The 23,749-nt window shown below is 52.8% G+C and carries 20 protein-coding genes; 11 read left to right on the top strand and 9 right to left on the bottom strand.

Translation table 11 applies throughout. The features are described 5' to 3' along the window. Positions 1-7 precede the first annotated feature (7 nt). The 4 genes from ACZRKO_RS07195 to ruvB all read left to right on the top strand — a co-directional run bounded on the left by ACZRKO_RS07195 (position 8) and on the right by ruvB (position 3,094). Positions 8-751 carry a YebC/PmpR family DNA-binding transcriptional regulator gene (locus ACZRKO_RS07195; RefSeq protein WP_463736533.1) on the top strand — a complete coding sequence of 248 codons (744 nt, stop codon included), beginning with the start codon at positions 8-10 and terminating at the stop codon, positions 749-751. A 106-nt stretch (positions 752-857) separates the two neighbouring features. Further along, positions 858-1,379, top strand: coding sequence for a crossover junction endodeoxyribonuclease RuvC (gene ruvC, locus ACZRKO_RS07190; protein WP_463736532.1), 522 nt, complete (start codon positions 858-860; stop codon positions 1,377-1,379). A gap of 87 nt (positions 1,380-1,466) precedes the next feature. Beyond that, the gene (gene ruvA / locus ACZRKO_RS07185) at positions 1,467-2,081 is read left to right on the top strand and encodes a Holliday junction branch migration protein RuvA (protein WP_463736531.1); all 615 of its coding nucleotides are present in this window, start codon (positions 1,467-1,469) and stop codon (positions 2,079-2,081) included. 8 nt (positions 2,082-2,089) lie between these two features. Next, positions 2,090-3,094: a Holliday junction branch migration DNA helicase RuvB gene (gene ruvB / locus ACZRKO_RS07180; protein WP_463736530.1), complete on the top strand. Its 1,005-nt coding sequence runs from the start codon at positions 2,090-2,092 to the stop codon at positions 3,092-3,094. 107 nt (positions 3,095-3,201) lie between these two features. Here ruvB and znuB read toward each other — a convergent pair whose 3' ends face one another. Both znuB and znuC read right to left on the bottom strand, forming a co-directional pair. Next, positions 3,202-3,987, bottom strand: a complete 786-nt coding sequence (znuB, locus tag ACZRKO_RS07175; RefSeq protein ID WP_463736529.1) for a zinc ABC transporter permease subunit ZnuB — start codon at positions 3,985-3,987, stop codon at positions 3,202-3,204. Further along, a complete protein-coding gene (gene znuC, locus ACZRKO_RS07170) occupies positions 3,984-4,742 on the bottom strand; it encodes a zinc ABC transporter ATP-binding protein ZnuC (protein WP_463736528.1) in 759 nt (252 codons plus the stop codon). Before znuC ends, znuB begins: the two co-directional genes overlap by 4 nt. A 95-nt stretch (positions 4,743-4,837) precedes the next feature. On the opposite strand from znuC, the gene znuA reads away from it, so the two are divergent. The 3 genes from znuA (at position 4,838) to lpxM (ending at position 8,261) form a co-directional block, all read left to right on the top strand. Next, positions 4,838-5,770, top strand: coding sequence for a zinc ABC transporter substrate-binding protein ZnuA (gene znuA, locus ACZRKO_RS07165; protein ID WP_463736527.1), 933 nt, complete (start codon positions 4,838-4,840; stop codon positions 5,768-5,770). Between the two features lie 21 nt (positions 5,771-5,791). Continuing rightward, positions 5,792-7,108, top strand: a complete 1,317-nt coding sequence (mepM, locus tag ACZRKO_RS07160) for a murein DD-endopeptidase MepM (RefSeq protein ID WP_463736526.1) — start codon at positions 5,792-5,794, stop codon at positions 7,106-7,108. Between the two features lie 181 nt (positions 7,109-7,289). Beyond that, the gene (gene lpxM / locus ACZRKO_RS07155; RefSeq protein ID WP_463736525.1) at positions 7,290-8,261 is read left to right on the top strand and encodes a lauroyl-Kdo(2)-lipid IV(A) myristoyltransferase; all 972 of its coding nucleotides are present in this window, start codon (positions 7,290-7,292) and stop codon (positions 8,259-8,261) included. 63 nt (positions 8,262-8,324) lie between these two features. On the opposite strand, the gene ACZRKO_RS07150 is transcribed toward lpxM, so the two are convergent. The 6 genes from ACZRKO_RS07150 to ACZRKO_RS07125 form a co-directional block, all read right to left on the bottom strand. Further along, the gene (locus tag ACZRKO_RS07150; RefSeq protein ID WP_463736524.1) at positions 8,325-9,551 is read right to left on the bottom strand and encodes an MdfA family multidrug efflux MFS transporter; all 1,227 of its coding nucleotides are present in this window, start codon (positions 9,549-9,551) and stop codon (positions 8,325-8,327) included. Positions 9,552-9,638: 87 nt separating this feature from the next. After that, on the bottom strand, positions 9,639-12,023 hold the full coding sequence (locus tag ACZRKO_RS07145; protein ID WP_463736523.1) for a GNAT family N-acetyltransferase: 2,385 nt from the start codon (positions 12,021-12,023) through the stop codon (positions 9,639-9,641). A gap of 10 nt (positions 12,024-12,033) precedes the next feature. Continuing rightward, positions 12,034-13,338 (bottom strand): lysine N(6)-hydroxylase/L-ornithine N(5)-oxygenase family protein, encoded by a 1,305-nt coding sequence (locus ACZRKO_RS07140; protein ID WP_463736522.1) that lies wholly within the window; start codon positions 13,336-13,338, stop codon positions 12,034-12,036. Positions 13,339-13,350: 12 nt separating this feature from the next. Continuing rightward, positions 13,351-14,895 (bottom strand): pyridoxal phosphate-dependent decarboxylase family protein, encoded by a 1,545-nt coding sequence (locus ACZRKO_RS07135; RefSeq protein ID WP_463736521.1) that lies wholly within the window; start codon positions 14,893-14,895, stop codon positions 13,351-13,353. A 632-nt stretch (positions 14,896-15,527) separates the two neighbouring features. Further along, positions 15,528-16,970 carry a pyruvate kinase gene (gene pyk / locus ACZRKO_RS07130; protein ID WP_463736520.1) on the bottom strand — a complete coding sequence of 481 codons (1,443 nt, stop codon included), beginning with the start codon at positions 16,968-16,970 and terminating at the stop codon, positions 15,528-15,530. A gap of 75 nt (positions 16,971-17,045) precedes the next feature. Beyond that, positions 17,046-17,915 (bottom strand): MurR/RpiR family transcriptional regulator, encoded by an 870-nt coding sequence (locus ACZRKO_RS07125; protein WP_463736519.1) that lies wholly within the window; start codon positions 17,913-17,915, stop codon positions 17,046-17,048. A gap of 358 nt (positions 17,916-18,273) precedes the next feature. Between ACZRKO_RS07125 and zwf the strand changes: the two genes are divergently transcribed. The 3 genes from zwf (at position 18,274) to ACZRKO_RS07110 (ending at position 21,278) form a co-directional block, all read left to right on the top strand. Beyond that, on the top strand, positions 18,274-19,749 hold the full coding sequence (gene zwf / locus ACZRKO_RS07120; protein WP_463736518.1) for a glucose-6-phosphate dehydrogenase: 1,476 nt from the start codon (positions 18,274-18,276) through the stop codon (positions 19,747-19,749). A gap of 10 nt (positions 19,750-19,759) precedes the next feature. Next, the gene (gene pgl / locus ACZRKO_RS07115; protein WP_463736517.1) at positions 19,760-20,455 is read left to right on the top strand and encodes a 6-phosphogluconolactonase; all 696 of its coding nucleotides are present in this window, start codon (positions 19,760-19,762) and stop codon (positions 20,453-20,455) included. Between the two features lie 181 nt (positions 20,456-20,636). Further along, positions 20,637-21,278 (top strand): bifunctional 4-hydroxy-2-oxoglutarate aldolase/2-dehydro-3-deoxy-phosphogluconate aldolase, encoded by a 642-nt coding sequence (locus tag ACZRKO_RS07110; protein ID WP_463736516.1) that lies wholly within the window; start codon positions 20,637-20,639, stop codon positions 21,276-21,278. Positions 21,279-21,342: 64 nt separating this feature from the next. Here ACZRKO_RS07110 and ACZRKO_RS07105 read toward each other — a convergent pair whose 3' ends face one another. Next, the gene (locus ACZRKO_RS07105; RefSeq protein WP_463736515.1) at positions 21,343-21,687 is read right to left on the bottom strand and encodes a RidA family protein; all 345 of its coding nucleotides are present in this window, start codon (positions 21,685-21,687) and stop codon (positions 21,343-21,345) included. 142 nt (positions 21,688-21,829) lie between these two features. On the opposite strand from ACZRKO_RS07105, the gene ACZRKO_RS07100 reads away from it, so the two are divergent. Further along, positions 21,830-23,743, top strand: a complete 1,914-nt coding sequence (locus tag ACZRKO_RS07100) for an ATP-dependent DNA helicase (RefSeq protein ID WP_463736514.1) — start codon at positions 21,830-21,832, stop codon at positions 23,741-23,743. The last annotated feature ends 6 nt before the right edge of the window (positions 23,744-23,749 follow it).

Here is a 23,749-nt window from a genome sequence, read left to right as displayed (position 1 = left end):
GATTTTTATGGCAGGTCACAGTAAGTGGGCCAACACCAAGCACCGCAAAGCGGCGCAGGATTCAAAACGCGGCAAAATTTTCACCAAAATTATTCGTGAGTTGGTGACCGCCGCGAAACTGGGTGGTGGCGATCCGGGCGCTAACCCGCGTCTGCGCGCTGCCATCGACAAAGCACTGGCCAACAATATGACCCGTGACACCCTGAACCGTGCGGTTGCGCGTGGCGTCGGCGGTGATGATGATACCAATATGGAAACCATCATTTATGAAGGTTACGGTCCTGGTGGCTCAGCTGTGATGGTTGAATGCCTGAGTGACAACCGTAACCGTACCGTGGCTGAAGTGCGTCATGCCTTCAACAAAACCGGCGGTAACCTAGGTACCGATGGTTCTGTTTCCTATCTGTTTGCCAAGAAAGGGGTGATCACCTTCGCACCGGGTCTGGATGAAGACGCTGTAATGGAAGCTTCTCTGGAAGCTGGCGCTGAAGACATCGTCACTTATGACGATGGCGCTATCGACGTTTTCACTGCCTGGGAAAATATGGGCGAAGTGAAAGATGCGCTGGAAGCCGCAGGCTTTAAAGCAGACTCCGCTGAAGTCACGATGATCCCATCGACCAAAGCCGATATGGATGCCGACACTGCACCTAAACTGTTGCGCCTGATCGACATGCTGGAAGATTGTGACGATGTACAGGAGGTTTACCACAACGGTGAAATCTCTGACGAGATTGCAGAAACACTGTGATTTCCGTGCCGCCGGTGGTTTCCACCGGCTGGCTATCCTGTTACCCCGCAGCAGTTTATACTCTCCCACTTCCTTATAAAAACGACATACAAGGCGTTGCTTGGCTATGGCTATTATTCTGGGGATTGACCCCGGCTCGCGTATTACCGGCTATGGCATTATCCGCCAGACAGGGCGACAGCTGAGTTATCTCGGCAGTGGGTGTATCCGCACCGTTGTTGACGATATGCCGACGCGTCTGAAACTGATATACGCAGGTGTATCGGAAATCATTACCCAATTTCAGCCTGACTTTTTTGCCATCGAATCCGTGTTTATGGCGAAAAACCCTGATTCAGCGCTGAAGCTCGGTCAGGCGCGCGGTGCTGCGATTGTCGCCGCCGTGAATCAGGATTTACCGGTGTTTGAATACGCCGCCAGACAGGTTAAACAGACTGTCGTGGGCACCGGTGCAGCCGAGAAATCGCAGGTTCAGCACATGGTGCGTTCTTTACTGAAATTATCGGCCAACCCGCAGGCGGATGCCGCCGATGCGCTGGCGATAGCCATCACGCATTGCCACATGAGCCAGAACTCAATTCGTCTCAGCACGGACAAATTACAGATGGCGCGTGGAAGAATGCGATAGCTGACGCAAGTCCATTAGGCTGGATATCCATCCAGCCTTTTTTATGATATAAACATCGCAGTTTTTGACCCAATAAGGAAAATGAACGTGATAGGCAGACTACGAGGCATTATTCTGGAAAAACAGCCACCGTTGGTGCTGTTGGAAACTAACGGCGTAGGCTATGAAGTGCATATGCCGATGACTTGTTTTTACGAATTGCCGGAGCTGGGTCAGGAAGCTATCATCTTCACGCAGTTTATTGTCCGGGAAGATGCGCAACTGCTTTACGGATTCAATGACAAACAGGAACGTGCGCTGTTCCGTGAGCTGATTAAAGTCAACGGTGTAGGGCCAAAACTGGCGCTGGCTATCTTGTCTGGCATGTCGGCTCAGCAGTTTGTCAGTGCGGTGGAAAAGGAAGAGATCACCGCCTTAATTAAGTTACCAGGTGTGGGTAAGAAAACCGCAGAACGCCTGGTCGTCGAAATGAAAGACCGGTTTAAAGGATTAAACGGTGATCTATTTAACAATCATACTGATATCACGCTACCGGCATCGGCGTCGAAAGCAAAAGAATCTGATGCCGAAGGCGAAGCCGTTGCAGCCCTGATTTCACTAGGCTACAAACCACCGGAAGCCAGTCGAATGATCAGCAAAGTCGCCAAAGCGGGCGCTGAATCCGAAACGTTGATTAGAGAAGCGCTGCGCGCTGCACTGTGAGGTAATAGATGATCGAAGCTGACCGCCTGATTTCGTCTGAAGTTTTCACGGAAGAAGAAGTCATTGACCGTGCGATCCGCCCGAAGCTGCTCTCTGAGTATGTCGGCCAGCCGCACGTACGCTCGCAGATGGAAATCTTTATTCAGGCAGCTAAGCAACGTAAAGACGCGCTCGATCATCTGCTAATATTTGGGCCACCGGGGCTCGGGAAAACCACACTCGCCAATATCGTGGCTAACGAAATGGGCGTGAACCTGCGCACCACGTCTGGCCCCGTGCTGGAAAAGGCGGGCGATCTGGCTGCCATGCTCACCAACCTCGAACCCCACGACGTGCTGTTCATTGATGAAATCCACCGTCTCTCTCCAGTGGTCGAAGAAATTTTGTATCCGGCAATGGAAGACTATCAGCTGGATATCATGATCGGTGAAGGGCCTGCTGCGCGCTCCATCAAACTTGATTTACCACCGTTTACCCTGATTGGTGCGACGACCCGCGCAGGTTCCCTGACGTCACCGCTGCGTGACCGTTTTGGTATCGTGCAACGTTTGGAGTTTTATCAGGTAGCGGATTTACAGCACATCGTCGGGCGCAGTGCATTGTGTCTGGGGCTGGAGTTGTCGGAAGAGGGCGCGCACCAGATAGCCCGCCGTTCACGCGGTACACCACGTATTGCCAACCGTTTGCTGCGCCGTGTGCGTGACTTCGCCGAAGTGAAGGGCGACGGGACCATCAACGGCGACACGGCTAACGGCGCACTGGATATGCTGGACGTTGATGCAGAAGGTTTTGACTATATGGACCGCAAATTGCTGCTGGCGATCATCGATAAGTTTACCGGGGGGCCGGTTGGCTTGGATAACCTGGCTGCTGCCATTGGTGAAGAGCGTGAAACTATCGAAGACGTCATTGAACCCTTCCTGATCCAGCAGGGCTTTATTCAGCGTACACCGCGTGGCCGTATGGCGACGAATCATGCTTACAAACACTTCGGCATGACGCGTCCTGAATAAACCTCAACACGTCTGTTCGTTATAACGAATATTAAAAGAAACGGACGCCACATTGGGCGTCCGTTTCTTTTGGTGTTTATCGGGATGAACGTTAAGGCGCTAACGCGTTATGCCACCTGTTTTTTCGTCAGACTGAGCATAAACATGATTGCAGCGCTCAGTACGACTGACGGCCCGGCCGGTGTGTCATAAAACGCCGAGAAGGTCAGCCCGCCGGTGACGGCCAGAATGCCAACGGCAATAGCGACCAGCGCCATCTGCTCCGGCGTTTTTGCAAACCGGCGCGCCGTTGCGGCAGGGATAATCAGCAGTGAGGTGATGATGAGTGCCCCGACAAATTTCATGGCAAGACCGATCGTCAGCGCGGTAACCAGCATCAGGATAATGCGCGAACGCTGAAGATTCACGCCATCGACGTGGGCCAGTTCCGGGCTGATGGTCATCGACAGCAGAGAGCGCCACTGCCAGCAAAGGACGCCAATCACCACCACCACACCGACGCCAATCATCCAGATGTCGCTGAGGGTAACAGACAGCAAATCACCAAACAGATAGGCCATCAGATCGACGCGCACATTGGACATAAGGCTGACCACCACGAGACCGAGCGACAGTGCGCTGTGTGCCATGATGCCGAGCAGGGTATCGACGGCCAGATGCGGTTTGCGCTCCAGAACGACCAGCAGCAGTGCCAGCAACAGAGTCACCACGATCACGGCGTAAAACGGATTCACGTTCAGCAGCAGGCCAAAGGCCACACCGAGCAGCGAGGCGTGGGCGAGGGTATCGCCGAAATAAGACATGCGTCGCCAGACCACGAACGAACCCAGCGGGCCCGCTGCCGTCGCCAGCAAAATACCGGCCAGCCAGCCGGGCAGTAATAATTCAATCATGCGTCACGGCCTCCGCTATTACGCAAAATAATTTTTCCCTTTAAATCGTGACGGTGATTGTGATGATGGCGGTAAATGGCCAGTTGCTCTGCCCCACGATTGCCAAACATGGCAATAAATTCCGGATGCATCGACACCACTTCCGGGGAACCGGAACAGCAGATATGTTCGTTCAGGCATAAAACCTCGTCGGTTTTCGCCATCACCAGATGCAGGTCATGAGACACCATCAGCACCGCGCAGCCGAGTTCACAGCGCAGGCTGTCGATCAGGTTATACAGCGCCAGCTGTCCGTTGACGTCTACACCCTGAGTCGGTTCATCGAGGACCAGCAACTGAGGACTGTTCATCAGCGCGCGGGCCAGCAAAACGCGCTGGTTTTCACCGCCGGACAGTTTTTGCATCGGCTGATCGATAAGGTGTGCTGCCTGCACGCGTTTCAGCGCAGGTAAAATATCCTCACGCTTAACGCCGGGTTTGAGGCGCATGAACCGGCTGACGGTCAGCGGCATGGTGGCATCAAGATGGAGTTTTTGCGGCACGTACCCGATGCGCAGACCGGGCTGGCGGGTCAGGGTGCCGCTGGTTGGCACAACCAGGCCGAGCACCACGCGGACCAGCGTGGATTTCCCGGCGCCGTTCGGGCCGAGCAGAGTCAGTATTTTTCCGGGTTGCAGCGTCAGCGAAATATCCGACAGCACGCGCCGGGAGCCGAAAGTGACCGAGATATTACGTAATGTGGCTAAAGTGGGCATGTCAGTGATGTCTTGCAGAACAAATCGAATGTTATAATATTGCGTTTTCGACTAAATAACCAGTTTTCACCTTAACGATAATGAGTTAACGCCTTATGAAACAGAACAAGAAAACCTTTAAACGGATGTTATTAGCCGCCGCGTTAGTCTCTGGCTTTACGTTAACTATGGCGCAGGCCTCCGTTGTAACCTCCGTCCGTCCGCTCGGATTTATCGCTTCGGCCATCGCTGATGGGGTAACGCCGACAGAAATTCTGTTACCTGATGGTGCATCGCCACACGACTTTGCCCTGCGTCCTTCCGATTTACAAAAAATGCGCCGCGCCGATCTTGTGGTGTGGGTGGGGCCTGAGATGGAAGCCTTTATGTCCAAATCTGCCGCACAGTTGCCGCCGAACCGGCAGGTGGAAATCGCCACATTAAGTACGGTTACGCCACTTTTACAGAAAGGCGATCATGACGACGATGAGCATGAACACGGTCAGGATGAACACGCCGATGACCACCATCACGGCGAGTATAATATGCATGTATGGATGTCGCCTGAGATTGCAAAACAGACTGCGATCGCAATTCATGGAAAGTTATTGGAACTAATGCCACAAAAGAAAGACAAATTAGACGCCAACTTAAAACAGTTTGAAGATAGCTTGACAAAAGTTGACAAAAACCTTGGTAAGATGCTGCAGCCTGTGCAGGGTAAGGGATATTTTGTTTTTCATGATGCTTATGGCTACTTTGAGAAACACTTCGGCCTTTCGCCACTTGGCCACTTTACGGTCAATCCCGAGATTCAACCCGGTGCGCAGCGATTACATCTCATTCGAACTCAGTTGGTTGAGCAGAAAGCAGTCTGTGTTTTTGCTGAACCACAATTCAGGCCGGCCGTAATTAATGCCGTTGCCCAGGGAACAACAGTGCGTATGGGCACATTGGATCCGCTGGGGAGCGGGATCGCATTGGGTAAGGACAGTTATGTGAACTTCCTGTCACATCTGACTAACCAGTACGTGAGCTGCCTGAAGTAAGATTAAAAGGACAGTATTAAAGTGCAGCTGATAGTCCGTTCTATCGCTCTGGCGTATAACAACCTTCCACGGCCCCACCGCGTCATGCTGGGGTCGCTTACCGTCGTCACACTTGCCGTGGCCGTTTGGAAACCGTTCGTTTATCACCCAGAGCAAAATCCTATAGTTAAGCATATCGAACTCGACAGCGAACAGGTACGTTCGCTGCTTCCCGAAGCCAGTGAACCCATTGACCAGTCCCCGCCAGCAGAAGATATTCCGCAAGACGATCTCGACGAAAAAGTGGAGTCAGAAACTGGCGTTCATGAATACGTGGTCTCGACCGGCGACACGCTGAGCAGCATTCTGAACCAGTATGGGATCGATATGTCTGATATCACCGCACTGGCTTCTGCCGATAGCGATTTGCGTAATCTGAAAATTGGTCAGCAACTGTCATGGACCGTCAATGATGATGGCGAATTACAGCGTGTGACCTGGGAGAAATCCCGTCGCGAAACCTACACCTATGACCGCTCCGGCACCGGCTTTAAATCCAGTCTTGAGACCCTGCAAGGTGAATGGAAAGATAACGTGCTGAAAGGGCGTTTAGACGGCAGTTTCGTCACCAGCGCCAAAGCTGCCGGGCTGACCAGCGGTGAAATCAGTTCGGTTATCAAAGCGCTACAGTGGCAGCTCGATTTCAAAAAATTACGCAAAGGCGATGAGTTCTCCGTGCTGATGTCGCGCGAAGTGCTCAACGGCAAAAGTGAACAAAGTCAGCTGCAGGGCGTGCGTATGCGCAGCAGTGGCAAAGATTATTACGCTATCCGCGCCGAAGACGGCAAATTCTATGACCGTAACGGCAGCGGGCTGGCGCGTGGTTTCCTGCGCTTCCCGACCATCAAACAGTTCCGCGTCTCGTCAAACTTCAATCCGCGCCGTCTCAATCCGGTCACCGGCCGTATTGCGCCGCACCGTGGCGTCGACTTTGCTGTCCCGGTCGGTACGCCGGTACTGGCCGTCGGTGATGGGGAAGTGATGGTCGCGAAAAATGGCGGGGCAGCGGGCAATTACGTCGCCATCCGTCATGGCCGCCAGTATATGACCCGTTATATGCACCTGCGCAAAATTCTGGTGAAACCGGGTCAGAAGATCAAACGCGGCGACCGTATTGCGCTGTCGGGGAATACCGGCCGTTCTACCGGCCCGCATCTGCACTTTGAAATGTGGATTAACCAGCTGGCCGTCAACCCGCTTACCGCCAAACTGCCACGCTCCGAAGGACTCACCGGTAAAGACCGCAGTGATTACCTGGCGACCGTGAAACAGGTTATTCCTCAATTGAAACTGAACTGAGTTAAAAACTCAGCCGTTTCGGCCTTTCGCTTGCGGGCAAAACAGACGGTTTATGCGTTTTGTTTTGCCCGTTATTCGCTTTTCTTTATTAACACGACGTCGTGAGTTTCTTTGCAAATGAGTGCGCTGCACTTATCATTGAACGATTGTTGTCTTAAGAACATTGTATTAAGAGCCGTTTATGCAGCCAGAGAAAAAATCGACCGTCGAGTTTATTCCGCAATTTCAGAAAGCTTTCTTTCACCCACGGTATTGGGGTGTATGGCTGGGCGTGGGCGCAATGGCTGGAATGGCATATGTTCCCGCAAAAATTCGTGACCCTATTTTAGGCTCGCTCGGTCGTCTGGCAGGTAAGCTCGCGAAAGGTGCCCGCCGTCGTGCGCGCATCAACCTGCTGTATTGCATGCCGGAAGTGGCAGAAGCGGAACGCGAACACATCATCGATGAAATGTTTGCCACCGCACCGCAGTCGATGGTGATGATGGCTGAACTGGCCTGCCGCAAACCTGAAAAAGTACTGAGCCGCGTTCACTGGCACGGTAAAGAAATTATCGACCAGATGCAGGCTGACGGTAAAAACGTCATTTTTCTGGTTCCGCACGGCTGGGCGGTAGATATTCCGGCCATGCTGCTGGCCGCCAGCGGTCAGCCAATGGCCGCGATGTTCCATAACCAGAAAAACCCGCTGACTGATTTTATGTGGAACAGTGTACGTCGCCGCTATGGCGGGCGTCTTCATGCGCGAAATGACGGGATTAAACCTTTTATCAGTTCGGTCCGTCAGGGCTATTGGGGCTACTATCTGCCCGATCAGGATCATGGCGCAGAACACAGTGAGTTTGTGGATTTCTTCGCGACGTACAAAGCGACCTTGCCCGCCGTCGGGCGGCTGATGAAAGTATGCCGCGCGTCGATTGTGCCGCTGTTCCCGGTCTATAACGGGCGTGACAACCGTTTGGATATTTATATTCGTCCGCCGATGGATGACCTGGCCACCGCCGATGACCATCAGATAGCCCGCCGGATGAATGAAGAGGTCGAAATACTGGTCGGGCCAAACCCTGAGCAGTACACCTGGATCCTGAAATTGCTGAAAACGCGCAAGCCGGGTGAGATAGAACCTTATTCCCGTGACGAGCTCTATCCGAAGTAACCGGCAGTGTTAAATCGAAAAGGCTGGGATAAACTCAGCCTTTTGTGCTTCTGACGATTCTATTTAGTTTTTGGCTGCCGCCCTCCGGGCGCGCAAAAATAGGGTGATCAGAACAGTTGCTGCGATGCCGCTCGCCAGACCAAATTGGTTGAAAAGAGCATGACCTGCCACAAAATAGAGTTGCTTCGCTACCTCAATCCCCAGTGCGAACACCAGGATAGTGATAAGCCCCAACGTCGCTGCCACTGTGCCTTTACCGACTGTGCTGGAAAACAATGTCAGGCGGTATAGCCCGGCATTAACCAGCCCCGAACCCAGCGCGTAAAGACTGAGCCCGGCAATCACGCCACCCCTGGTATGGTCGAAAAATGTGGCGCACAGCGCAGCGATGCAAAGCCCCAGCACCACAGGAATAACGCCAATCCAGATGGGGGTAGTGACTTTTACCTTGCCACTGAGTTTGCTCAGTATTAGGTTACCGGCGATCAGCCCGGCAAAAATCGGCACCTGTGACCAGCCATATTGCAGCGATGACATTCCCGCATCCTGAATCAAAATCACCGGCGACTGCGCCACCCACGCCAGCAGCGGTAAGGTTACCAGACCAATCGACAGCGAACCCAACACCACACCCTTGTTAGTCAGCACCAGCTGATAATCCGCCAGTACCCGGCGCAGCGAGAACGGCTGACCATCGCGTGGCGCGGTTTCCGGCATACTGCGCCATAACCCCCACCAGGCCAGCAGCGAGACCAGCGCAAACAGTCCGAACATCGCTTTCCACGGCGCATAGTGAATAAAAACGGCACCGGCCAGCGGCCCGAGCAGCGGGGCAATCAGCGTAATATTGGCCATCAGTGCCATCAGTTTGATGCTAAGGCTTTCGCTGAAGGCTTCCTGAATCGCGGCGTAACCGACCGCGCCGATAAAGCACAAACTCATACCTTGCAAAAACCGCATCAGAATAAATTGCTCAATGCTCTGCGTCAGTAACGTTCCCAGACAGGTGACGACGAAAAAGGCAACGCCGGTCAGCAGAACGGGGCGTCGGCCTAAGCGGTCAGACAGGGGGCCGAGCAGCCATTGCAGCATAATGCCGCCGCACAGATAGGCGGTCAGTGACGTCGAAACCCAGTCTGCGCTGGCGCTGAAATCACTGACTACCTGCAACATACCCGGCTGGATCATATCGTGGGCGATGTAAGTGGCGAATTCGAACAGTACCAGCGACAGCGGGAAGAGCCACTGGCGGCGGTTTAGCTGCTCAGCCGGTTGGAATACGGACGACATGATAAAAGCTCCCATAAAACAGAAAAATGCGGCCTGCACGGGCCGCGCTGAAAAATAGCAATAAAATAATGAACGATCAGGGGTTCATTACCTGTGCTTAAAAGGGGCTAAGGGGTTGTCCAGCGTGCCGGCAAACTTCAGGTTTTGCGCCGGGTCAGACAGATTGATCATCTGCTGGTTATTCGCCAGTTGCAGGCGGTTCAGGCATGAATGGGTGAACGCCGGGCAGAACAGGTCGTAACGGGCAAATTTCTCTGCCAACTGCGGATACTGCTGCTGGTAATCACGCACGGTATCGGCAACCACACGCCAGAATTCGTCAGTTTTCATTACATCCTGCTCTTCCAAAATGCGCGAAATAAAGCGGAATACCCCGGCGAAAACGTCGGTGAAAATCGACAGAATTTTCAGCTCTTCCGGCACATCGACGGCCAGACGTTTGGCGATGTCCGGCAATACTGCATCCGGGTTCATCACCGCGATTTCCTCGGCGATATCCTTCATGTAGGCTTTGACCGGGATGTTATTTTCAAACAACAGGATCAGGTTTTCGCCATGCGGCATAAAGACCAGATCATAATGATAGAAGCAGTGCAGCAGGGGGCTGAGATAGGCCGTGGTGTAGCGTTTGAGCCAGTCTGCGGCATCTAGTCCAGATGAACGGATCATCTCGACGATCAGTGCATCTCCGTTGAAATCTGTGTGCAGCAGGGCGGCCATCGTCATCAGGCGCTGATCGGGCTGTAGCAGGGCCACCGGATTTTCGCGCCACAGTGCGGCAAACATTTTTTTATAGGCGCTGTCCCCTTTAATTGCCCGTTCGAAGTAGTGGTTGTGATAACCCAGCGAGGCAACCTCTTGCAGAATGCTGAAGCCGTTGGCTTGCAGGAAGGCGTCGTTGTTGACCAGTTCGGCCAGCCATGCGTTGATGCCCGGTGTGGTCGCCATGTAATACGGTGACAGTCCACGCATAAAGCCCATGTTGAGAATCGACAGCGCGGTTTTCACATAACGGTATGTCGGCTGACTGGCGTTAAAGAAAGTACGGATCGACTGCTGCGCCAGATACTGATCTTCACCTTCGCCAAGATAAATCAGGAAATTGCGTGCAATGTCCGGGGCGAAGACGGTGAGCAATTTGTTCTGCCATTGCCACGGATGGACGGGCATAAAGTAGTAGTTTTTGGCATCCAGACCCTGACCGGTCAGGGTTTTGGTAAAGGCGTGGATTTGTGCCTCTCCCAACTCTTCAGTAATCAGTTTCTCATATGGCAAACCTTCCACGCTGGCGAAATGCGCTTTGTCGTGATGTACCGCTACCCAGACCAGTTTCATCGGGCTGGCGGCTTCCGGCGTATAACGCACATAGTCTGCGGCATCAAAACCAATCCGGCCGTTGTTGGCGATGAAACTCGGATGGCCTTCGGTCATGCTGCTTTCTACGGTCTGGAAATCCGCCTGACTCAACTGCTGCGCGGTGGTGCGGTTGTTCTCCAGCTTCCATGCGCTGCCATAGAGCGTGCTGGAAATTTCTTCCATATAGGTGGGCAACATGGCCTGCGAAATGCCGATCTGCTCGGCGAATTCGATGATGAATTGCAGGGCGTCCAGCGGCTGAGGAGAGAGGTTATCCAGACGCTGAATGCTCTGCGGCTCAATCAACCAGTCGTTGAGCGGTAGCTGGCGCGCACGGAAACGGTACTCGACTTCGCTACCCGGCACGGCGAGCTGATAGACGTTCCAGCCTGATGACGAATTCAGGGCTATCGGTTCGATAAGACGTTCATGAGCCAGCTCGGAGAGACATTTACGCAGCAACAGCGCGTTGGCCTTGGCCCAGTGTTGCGGTTGCAGGTGCTGGCCGGTTTGCATGGCAGATTGTGTGTTCATGAGGTTTTTTTCCTTCTGGCGGGCCAGTAGATAGTCTTCACGCTGGCAGAACGCCAACCAGGCGGTTTTATGCGGCAGTCTGATTTGGCGCTGGTAGCGAAAACCAGCGCGTTTGTTCAGCCGGTGAATTTTGTCATTGCGGACGTCCGGCTCAACCACCACACGTATTACGTCCGGCAGGCTGAACAGGTATTCCATTACCGTGGAAAATACCTGCCAGCTGAAACGCGGCAGTGGGCAGTCAGGCGGCGACAATAAAATGTGCATACCGATGTCACCGGGCTGCACATCGTAATGTTCATGCAGCGGGTCGTTTTCTACCGGATAGCACTCGATCAGAAATGCCGGTTTGCCGTCGTGTTCACCGATCAGTGCCGCGTGCGGATTACCGACCGTCAGGTCGCGGTAGAAGCTTTCTACTTCATGACGATGGCTCTCCTGCATACCCCAGAAGTGGGCATAGGGCTGTGTCATCCAGCCGTGCAGCAGGTCGGCGTCTTGCGGGAAGACCAGTTCGCGCAGCGTCAATTTGCCTGCTTCATGTGTACGCGAAAACAGCGCTTTGGTTTGCGTTTCAAACATCTTTGACTCCTTAAAGTCCGCGGGCGCAGAAAGTCTGGAAGGCAATGGCCTGTTCAATCGGGTAAACATCTTCACCCAGCATGGCGCGGATGATGCTGCTGTTGCGGTAGCAGGCCATGCCGAGGTCAGGCGTGACGAAACCGTGGGTATGTAATTCGGCGTTCTGCACAAAAATCTGGTTATGGGCGTCAATACTGTAGTTGCGTTTTACTGCGTAGCGTCCGGCATCATCCCACTGAATACGCGGGTGGATCCCTTCGATGCACTGCGGCGGTTGATAGCTGTAGCCGGTGGCCAGGATCACCGAACCGGTGATATGCCGATATTCCTGCTGTTGCTCCTGTTGCAGGAACGTCATCTCCAGCGCGCCGCCAGGGCTTTGGGCCATTCCGGTAAGCTCAGAGTGAGTGTACAAATTGACATTCAGCAGTCCGTCGAGGCGTTTGGTGTACATCAGGTCGTAAATGTCGTTGATTAAACTGATATTGATGCCTTTGTAGAGACCTTTCTGTTCACGGTTCAACTGGTCGCGCTTACTCATCGGCAGGTCGTGGAAATAGTCGATGTACTCCGGTGAGGTCATCTCCAGCGTCAATTTGCTGTATTCCAGCGGGTAAAAGCGCGGTGCGCGGGTCACCCAGGTCAGCTGGTAATCATGCTTTTCGATATCTGAGAGCAGATCGTAGAAAATTTCAGCCGCGCTCTGGCCGCTGCCCACCACGGTGATGGATTTAGATTGCTGTACCTGCTCCTTGTTGGGCAGATAAGCGCTCGAGTGGTGGATATGGCGGTTGACGCCGCGGGCGCAGGAAGGCAACCAAGGTGATGGGCCGGTGCCCAGTACCAGTTTTTTGGCACGATAAACCTGTTTGTCGCCACCTTGTGTAGAGCGGGCCTCTACCAGATAGCACTGCTGCTCTTCACTCCAGGTCACCCATTCCACGCGCGTGGAAAATCGCAGGCTGGTCAGTTGCTCGCAGGCCCACTGGCAGTACTGGTTAAACTCTTTGCGCATCATGAAGAAGTTTTCACGGATGTAGAACGAGTAGATTTTCCCCTTCTGCTTCAGGTAATTGAGAAAACTGAAACGGCTGGTCGGGTCGGCCAATGTCACCAGATCAGCCATGAACGGGGTCTGCAACATGGCGCTTTCGAGCATCATGCCGGTGTGCCAGTCGAAGCCCTCATTCTGATCGAGGAACAGGCCATTCAGCTCTTTTACCGGTTCAGTCAGACAGGCCAGCCCGAGGTTAAACGGGCCAATGCCGATGGCGATAAAATCATAGGTTTGGTCAGGGTGATTAAGGTTTGGCATGGTGAGTTCCTGTTATTGACCTTGTTCAGCGTTCAGTGCAGCACGGGTCAGTTCCTGGCCGTAATGCGCGATCAAACGGATGACGTCAGCGATGTCATCCTGTGTGGTCATGGGGTTGAGCAGGGTGAATTTCAGATACTGGCGTTTATTCACTTTGGTACCTGCGATGACGGCGTTTCCGGCACGGAACATCGACTTACGGATATCGGCATTCACGGCGTCTGTCTGTTCATCGCTCAGTGACTGGCGCGCAATGAAGCGGAACACCAGCGTGCTCAGTTCGGGCTTATGCAGGATCTCGATATTCGGATGCGCGACCAGTTGCTGGTGGGCATCCGTTGCCAGCGCCAGCAGGGTGTCAAAGGATTCTCCCAGCGCCTGCTGGCCCATGATGCGCAGCGTCAGCCACATTTTCAGCGCGTCAAAACGGCGCGTGGTCTGAATGCTTTTGTTCACCAGATTCGGCGTACCCTCCAGTCTAGCGCTCAGCGGATTGAGGTAATCGGCGTAACAGGTTACGTGCTCAAAATGCTTCTGGTCATTGAGCAGGAATGCACTGCAACTGACCGGCTGGAAGAAGGATTTGTGGTAATCAACGGTGACGGAGTCGGCCAAATGAATGCCGTCAATGCGCTGGCGGTGCTGCGGTGAAACCAGCAGGCCGCAGCCGTAGGCCGCATCTACATGCATCCAGATTTTTTCGTGGCGACAGATTTCGGCAATGCTATTGAGCGGATCGATACTGCCAAAATCGGTCGTACCGGCGGTAGCCACAATGGCGATCGGAATCAGACCTTCGGCATGGCAGCGTGATATCTCTGTATTCAGCGCGCTCATGTCCATGCGAAAAGCACTGTCGCAGGCGACGGGTACCACGGCGTCATAACCGAGACCTAGCAGCGCAGCAGATTTCTGAATGCTAAAATGGCTGACCTGAGAGCTGAATATCCGCCAGCGGCTGGCCTCCGGCGGCAGCCCCTGATACTTAATGTTGTGTTCAGGCCGGGTGCGCTTACAGCATGCATCGCGGGCCAGCAACATCGCCATAAGGTTTGACTGCGTACCGCCGCTGGTGAAAATGCCGTCAGATTGCGGCCCGAACTGGATACGGGCCAGCGTCCAGTCAATCACCTTTTGTTCAATCAGCGTGCCGCCTGCGCTTTGATCCCACGTATCGACCGATGAGTTGATGGCGCTGATAAACAGCTCCGCCAGTTGGGCCGGTAAGACGGTAGGGCAATTCAGATGTGCGAGGTATTTCGGGTGATGAAAATAGACCGCATGTTGCAGATATAAATCATCCAGCTCTTCAAGGGCTAATCTTGTGCCGGGTAATGGCTGCGTCAGATCAATATGGCGGAACTGATCGGCTAATTCAGCTGGTGTAATACCCGAGAAAGGTTTTTCCTTGCTGTTAATATGGTTTTTGATTATTTCAAGGCCATTTTCAATCTGTGTCTGCCACTCATCAGTGCTATTCTGATTGAAAATAAAACCCTGATTTTGGGTTATTAATGACGCTGAAGAGTCTGTTGCAGAATAATTTATCTGGCTCATTACCGGTTCCTGTCTTTTCCCTTTTTGCACCGTGCAGGCGTGGGGAAGCCGCCGGACATTGTCGGGATAGTTGAGTGAGGCTGATTTGTCATCGGGCAGGGGAGATCTCTGCGCAGATGCGAAGTGTGTTTTAAAATATTTCTTTAAATTAAATTATAAGATTTTAATTTTGTGTAAATTCCTTTGTGCGGAGTGAGGCAATGATTTAACCAATGAGAATCATTATAAATGCAAATCATTATCATTCAATATCAGTGATGATCATTCGGCGGAAAGAAGCAAAGTTTATGATTTTTTGTGATACCGATCACGCAAATACACCGAAATTGGAATTTCATACATAAACCCCATCGGATTTATCCTTATTTCTTATGACAAATAGGTGCCGGAGAGGGGGGGTGAATGAGAGTTTTGGCATATTTACCCATAATGATTTCGGGAGTAATGACGTTATTTCGATCGTTATTAAATGAGACTGAAGTCTTATTTCGTGCAAGGCGCAAAGAATTAAACAAGACGAGATATTAAAAACAGAAAAAAGATAAATAAAAAGCCAGTCCGAATGAACTGGCTTAATAGGAAGAGAGTAAAATAAAAAGAATTAAACCCTCCGGTTTATGTGCTTATAATAATTAATCGACCCGTAATACGCGGCTGGTATTGGTGGTACCGACGGTACTCATTACATCACCCTGCGTCACAATCACCAGATCACCCGAGAGCAGGTAACCTTTGTCACGCAACAACGTGATAGCGTCGTGCGCAGCTACGACACCATCGTTGTTACTGTCAAAGAACACCGGCGTGACACCGCGATAGATAGCGGTAAGGTTCAGCGTATGTTCGTGGCGAGACATGGCGAAAATCGGCAGGCCGGAACTGATACGCGACATCATCAGGGCAGTACGGCCAGATTCGGTCATAGCAATAATAGCGGTGACACCTTTCAGATGGTTGGCGGCATACATAGAAGACATCGCAATGGCTTCTTCAATGTTGTCGAATTCCACATCCAGACGGTGTTTTGATACGTTGATGCTTGGGATTTTTTCAGCACCCAGACAAACGCGCGCCATCGCGGCCACGGTTTCAGAAGGGTACTGACCGGCGGCGGTTTCCGCAGAAAGCATCACGGCGTCGGTACCATCAAGAACGGCGTTGGCAACGTCCATGACTTCGGCGCGTGTTGGCATCGGATTGGTGATCATCGATTCCATCATCTGCGTCGCTGTGATCACCGCGCGGTTCAATTTACGGGCACGGCGGATCAGTTTCTTCTGGATCCCGACCAGTTCCGGGTCACCAATTTCAACGCCCAAATCGCCACGGGCGACCATGACGACGTCTGAGGCCAGAATGATGTCATCCATCGCTTCGTCAGATGCGACGGCTTCGGCGCGTTCCACTTTAGAAACGATTTGTGCATTACAGCCGGCATCACGCGCCAGACGGCGGGCGTAGTTCAAATCTTCGCCGGTACGTGGGAAAGAGACGGCCAGATAGTCAACGCCAATTTTGGCTGCGGTGACAATGTCAGCTTTATCTTTTTCGGTCAGCGCTTCGGCAGACAGACCGCCGCCCAGCTTGTTGATGCCTTTATTGTTGGACAGCGGACCGCCTACGGTCACTTCGGTAAACACTTTCATACCCTGAACTTCGAGCACTTTCAGCTGTACGCGTCCATCGTCGAGCAGCAGGATATCGCCGGGTACAACGTCTGCCGGTAAACCTTTGTAGTCGATACCGACTTTTTCTTTATCGCCTTCGCCTTTGCTCATGTTGGCATCGAGCAGGAATTTGTCGCCAATATTAAGGAAGACCTTGCCTTCCTTAAAAGTAGACACGCGAATTTTAGGGCCCTGCAGGTCGCCGAGGATCGCCACGTGGCGGCCAAGACGTGCCGCGATTTCACGCACTTTATTGGCGCGAATGATGTGGTCTTCTGCGGTGCCGTGGGAGAAATTCATACGCACGACGTTAGCGCCGGCGGCAATGATCTTTTCCAGATTATTATCACGGTCAGTGGCAGGGCCGAGGGTACAAACAATTTTGGTTCTTCTGAGCCTTCTGGACATGTATTACTCCGTTGACTGGTGAACAAGTGTGTTGCAAAAAAAACAGTGAGAACTTCTTTATCATTCAGACTACGCTTAGTCGAAAACATTAGGAACGGGCATGCCTTTATCAAACCGCGATTCTTTCAACGCGTCTTTGACCCGCTTCAGGTTATCTCTGAATTTTGCTCCGCGACGTAAAGTAAAACCGGTTGCCAGCACGTCAATCAAGGTCAACTGAGCAATGCGTGACACCATCGGCATGTAGACGTCGGTGTCTTCGGGCACGTCAAGCAGCAGCGCCAGCGTGGCTTCGCTCGCGAGCGGGGTGTTTTGCGAGGTAATGGCGATCACTGTGGCGTCATTTTCACGGGCCAAATGGGCCAGTTCTACTAGGTTTTTGGTGCGTCCGGTATGGGAAATCAGCACCACCACATCGCCTTCAGTACAGTTCATACAGCTCATGCGTTGCATAACGATGTCATCAAAGTAGACCACCGGAATATTGAAGCGAAAAAACTTGTTCATCGCGTCATGCGCCACGGCGGCTGAGGCACCAAGCCCAAAGAAGGAGATTTTTTTCGCCTGAGTAAGCAGGTCCACCGCACGGTTAATCGCGCTGATGTCCAAGGTGTTTTTCACCTGATCGAGCGTCGCCATGGTGGATTCGAAAATTTTGCTGGTATAGGCGTCCGCGGCATCACCTTCATCGACATTGCGGTTAACGTACGGCGTGCCGTTAGCCAGACTCTGGGCCAGATGCAATTTGAAGTCAGGGAAGCCTTTCGTGTCGAGGCGGCGGCAAAAACGGTTTACAGTAGGTTCACTGACATCGGCCATACGGGCCAGGGTGGCAATGCTGCAATGGATGGCGGTCTGGGGAGAGGCGAGAATGGCCTCGGCAACTTTTCTTTCAGACTTGCTCAGGATATCCAGATGACTTTGGATCTTTTCCAATGTATTCATTTGCGCGCCACTCATAGGTTTCAACGATTTCTATGAAAAGAGGAAATCATGTCGGTTTGATGAAAATATACTACGAGCCTGATTGGGTTGGCAGAAGCAATGTGGTGAATTGTAAGCTTTTCTCCTCAGAGTATGACCGGGATCTAAATTTCAGTATGGTAAATCCCCTCCATATTTGTCATAAAATTACAGAATTCGGCAGTTTTAGTGGCGAATTTAACATCTATGACAAAATATGTGGTTTTTATTCATTTATTAACGTTTTAGATCGAGGTTTACGGGCCCCGACCAATCAGAGTACATTGTTGCTGAAATAAAATTACAATATATCCTGCATTCTTGCATTAAGGAGAAGAACATGGCGGTAACCCAGACAGCCCAGGCCTGTGACCTGGTTATTTTCGGAGCTAAAGGCGATCTTGCGCGCCGTAAACTGTTGCCTTCCCTGTATCAGTTAGAGAAGGCTGGCCACATCCATCCTGACACCAAAATCATCGGTGTCGGCCGTGCAGAGTGGGACAAAGCGGCATATACCGAAGTTGTCAAAGAAGCGCTGGCCACCTTCATGAAAGAAGAAATCAATCCGGAACTGTGGGGAAAACTCAGTGCCCGTCTTGAATTCTGCAACCTTGATGTCAACGATCTGAAGCATTTCAAAGTGTTGGGCAAGATGCTCGACCAGAAAAATCGCGCCACCATCAACTACTTTGCGATTGCGCCAAGCCACTTTGGTGCTATCTGCCGTGGTTTAGGTGAAGCCGGGCTGAACAAAGAACCTGCTCGCGTCGTGATGGAAAAACCACTGGGACACTCTCTGGAGTCTTCTCAGGTCATCAACGATCAGGTCGCAGAATACTTTGCTGAAACTCAGGTTTACCGTATCGACCACTATCTGGGTAAAGAAACGGTACTGAATCTGTTGGCACTGCGTTTCGCCAACAACCTGTTCGCCAGCAACTGGGACAACCGTACCATCGACCACGTGCAGATCACCGTGGCCGAAGAGGTGGGTATCGAAGGCCGTTGGGGTTACTTCGATGAAGCCGGTCAAATGCGTGACATGATCCAGAATCACCTGCTGCAAATTTTGACCATGATCGCCATGTCACCACCAGCTGATCTGAGCACCGACCGTATTCGTGATGAAAAAGTCAAAGTGCTGCGCTCCCTGCGCCGCATCGACCAGTCCAATGTGCGTGAAAATACCGTGCGCGGTCAGTACACCGCCGGTTTTGTTCAGGGCAAAAAAGTCCCAGGTTATCTGGAAGAAGAGGGCGCGAAAAAATCCAGTACCACGGAAACCTTTGTCTCTATCCGCGTGGATATCGACAACTGGCAATGGGCTGGCGTGCCGTTCTACCTGCGCACTGGTAAACGTCTGCCGACCAAGTGTTCAGAAGTGGTGGTCTATTTCAAAAGCCCTGCGCTGAACCTGTTCCGCGATTCTTACCAGCAACTTCCGCAGAATAAACTGACCATTCGTTTGCAACCGGACGAAGGTATCGAGATCGAAGTGCTGAACAAAGTGCCTGGTCTTGAGCACAAGCACCGTCTGCAAACCACTAAGCTGGATTTAAGTTTCACCGAAACCTTCAACGAACAGCACATCGCCGATGCCTACGAGCGTCTGCTGCTGGAAACCATGCGCGGTATTCAGGCCCTGTTCGTGCGTCGTGACGAAGTGGAAGAAGCCTGGAAATGGGTCGATTCCATCATGAACGCCTGGGCTGCAGAGAGTGAAGCACCAAAACCTTACCAGTCCGGTACCTGGGGTCCTGTCGCGTCAGTGGCAATGATCACGCGTGACGGCCGCTCCTGGAACGAGTTCGAGTAAAGGGACACTTATGGCTCATTTTGTCGAATTTTCCGGCGCATTGGCGCTAAACCAAAACTTCGCCGGAAAGATTGCGGATGCCCTTCGTCAGGGGATTGCGGCAAACGGCAAAGCCAGTCTGGTGGTATCGGGTGGTCGTACACCGCTCGATCTTTTTATTCAGCTCACGCGTCAGGAACTGGACTGGAGCAACGTGGTCATTACGCTGGCCGATGAGCGCTGGGTCGGTCCGGAAAATGGCGCCAGTAATGAAAAGCTGGTACGCGAAAACCTGTTGCAAGGGTTTGCTGCGTCAGCCACGTTTATTGCCCTGAAAAATGCGGCTCCGTCACCCTTTGAAGGGGCGGCTGAAACCGAAGAAGCGCTGAAGGCGTTACCGCGACCTATCGACGTGGTGATCCTCGGTATGGGCGATGACGGCCACACGGCCTCATTATTTCCCGGTGCAACCAATCTGACCGCTGCGCTGGCGTTGGATTCAGGCCATACCTGCATGGGCATGACGCCACTGACTGCACCGCTTGACAGGATAACCCTGACATTGCCGTTGCTGCTCGACAGCCGCAATATCTACCTGCATCTGATGGGCGAAGCTAAACGCGAAGTGTATGAGCGGGCCGAAAAGGGCACCGACGTAAACGAAATGCCGGTGCGTGCCGTGCTGAATCAGCCGCAAACGCCAGTCAGCGTTTACTGGACGGCCTGATAGTAGTTTCTGAAACCGTTGCTCAGGCAGCGGTTTTTTATTGATGTTTTTAATACCCCAAATCATTCAGATTGCAGGGTTAGCTAATGGGTGTGGTCGGTAACCTGCATTTTTTGCAGGCCCTGTGGCAGGGGCACGCCATCAATCACAACGATGCCCAAGGGCATGAATGGAGACAAAGATGAAAAATTGGAAAACAAGCGCGGAACAGATTCTGACGTCCGGTCCGGTTGTTCCGGTGATTGTTATCAACAAACTTGAACATGCGGTTCCACTGGCCAAAGCGCTGGTCGCGGGCGGTGTTCGCGTGCTGGAAGTGACGCTGCGTACAGCGTGTGCGATGGATGCCATCAAGGCGATCGCCAGAGAAGTGCCTGATGCCATCATCGGTGCAGGTACCGTGCTTAACGCGGTGCAACTGGCTGAAGTGACTGCGGCGGGCGCCCAGTTTGCCATTAGCCCAGGCCTGACCGAAGATTTACTGAAAGCCGCCAATGCGGGGTCGATTCCGTTGATCCCAGGCATCAGCACCGTATCGGAACTGATGCTGGGTCTGGATGCCGGTCTGCGTGAATTCAAATTTTTCCCGGCGGAAGCGAACGGCGGCGTGAAAGCCCTGCAAGCAATTGCCGGCCCGTTCCCGCAGGTGCGTTTCTGCCCGACCGGTGGTATTACACCGAACAATTACCGTGACTATCTGGCGCTGAAAAGCGTTCTGTGCATTGGTGGTTCATGGCTGGTACCCGCGGATGCGCTGGAAAGCGGTGATTACGCGCGTATTACGCAACTCGCGAAAGAAGCTGTCGCTGGCGCACAGAAATAAACTCTGTCCGGCGAAAAACAAAAAACCTCCTGCGGGAGGTTTTTTTATGTCTGCTGGTCAGCGCTTAACGTGCGGCGATGATCTTGATTTCAATTTTGTATTTCGTGTTCATCAGATTGGCCTGAACTGTACAACGCACCGGTGCATTGCCGGGAGAAACCCACGCATCCCAGGCTTCATTCATGGCTTTAAAATCTTCCTTGTGAACCAGAAACAGCGTGGCATCGAGGATTTTGCTTTTATCAGAACCGGCTTCAGTCAGCACGGCGTCGATGATTGCCAGCGTTTCAGCCGTCTGGTCTTTAGCATTTGCATCCAGGTTTTCCGGCACGGCGGTATAGTAAATTGTGTCGTTGTGGATCACCACATCGGACATACGCGGCTCGGGTCTGATTCGTTCGATGGTCATATTTTCATGCTCCTTCAGTCACTTTCTAATGATGACGCTAGGGTATCACAAAGGCGGATTACGTTGGATTGACAGATGCCGGTAGCCGCGGAGGCATTGGATTGGCATAATCACTGCTGATCCGTACAGGTAGAGAGACAGCGTGACAGACGATTTTGCACCAGACGGCGCGTTAGCGCAGAAAATTGAAGGTTTTAAACCGCGTGAACCTCAGCGTCTGATGGCGCAGGCCGTCAGCAAGGCGATCACCAATAAGCAGGGACTGGTGGTCGAAGCGGGCACCGGTACCGGTAAAACCTATGCTTATCTGGCTCCGGCGCTGCGCTCCGGTAAAAAAGTGATTATTTCTACCGGTTCCAAAGCCCTGCAGGATCAGCTCTATTCCCGAGACTTACCCAAAGTTGCCAGCGCCCTGAAATTCAAAGGCAAGCTTGCTCTGTTGAAAGGGCGCTCAAACTACCTGTGTATCGAACGGCTCGAACAGCAGTCTCTGTCCGGTGGCGATCTTGCCAGCCAGTCATTAAGTGATTTGGTACATCTGCGTAACTGGTCGAGCATGACCGAAGAGGGGGACATCAGCACCTGCGCGGTGGTGGCTGAAGACAGTTATGTCTGGCCGCTGGTCACCAGTACTAATGACAATTGTCTCGGCAGCGACTGCCCCGCCTACAAAGAGTGCTTTGTGGTGAAAGCCCGCCGTAAAGCGATGGATGCCGACGTCGTCGTGGTCAACCACCATCTGTTTATGGCCGATATGGTCGTTAAAGAGAGCGGATTTGGAGAATTAATTCCGACCGCGGACGTGATGATTTTCGATGAAGCGCATCAGATCCCCGATATCGCCAGCCAGTATTTCGGCCAGCAGGTGACCAGCCGTCAACTGCTGGATATGGCCAAAGACATCACGATCGCTTACCGCACAGAAGTGCGGGATTCGGTCCAGCTGCAAAAAAGCGCCGATCGTCTGAGCCAGAGCACGATGGATTTTCGTCTGGCACTCGGCGAACCCGGTTTTCGCGGCAACCTGCGCGATGTGCTCAACCAACCGGCGATTCAGCGCGCGCTGTTACTGCTCGATGACGCACTCGAGCTTTGCTATGACGTTGTGAAACTCTCCCTTGGCCGTTCAGCCCTGCTGGATGCCGCGTTTGAGCGTGCGACGGTGTACCGTAACCGCCTCAAACGCCTGAAAGATGTCACCATTCCCGGTTACAGTTACTGGTACGAATGTAATTCGCGCCATTTTGTGCTGGCGCTGACGCCGCTGTCGGTGACCGACAAATTCAGTGAAATGATGGCCGATAAACCCGGCGCGTGGATTTTCACCTCCGCCACGCTGTCGGTGAACGATCAGCTTCATCACTTTACCGCCCGTCTTGGGCTGGATAACGCCGAAACCTTACTGCTGGCGAGCCCTTTCGATTATGCCAATCAGGCGCTGCTTTGCGTGCCGCGTTTCCTGCCGTCACCCAATGAACGTGGCGGTTCGCGCCAGCTGGCTAAAATGCTGCTGCCGCTGATCGAGGCTAACAAAGGGCGTTGTTTCTTCCTCTGTACTTCGCACCTGATGATGCGTGAACTGGCCGAAGAATTTCGGGCCAGCACTACGCTGCCGGTGCTGCTACAAGGGGAAACCAGCAAAGGCCAGCTGCTGGCCCAGTTTGTCGAGGCGGGAAATGCCTTGCTGGTGGCAACCAGCAGCTTCTGGGAAGGGGTGGATGTGCGCGGTGAAGCGCTCTCCTGCGTTATCATCGACAAACTGCCGTTTACCTCGCCGGATGACCCGCTGCTAAAAGCGCGTATTGAAGATTGCCGCTTACGCGGTGGAGATCCGTTCAACGAAGTGCAACTTCCCGATGCGGTGATCACCCTTAAGCAGGGCGTCGGGCGTTTAATACGCGATACCGACGACCGTGGCGTGATGATCATCTGCGATAACCGGTTGGTGATGCGTCCTTATGGCGAAGTTTTTTTGAACAGCTTGCCCCCAGCGCCGCGTACCCGAGATTTAGCGAAGGCGATCCGTTTTCTGCAAAATGTTGAACAGCAGAAATAGCCCGCC

Source organism: Ewingella sp. C233, from assembly GCF_055407225.1.
The sequence above is the reverse complement of the archived record's forward strand: the minus strand, read 5'-3'. Positions and strand labels throughout refer to the sequence as shown.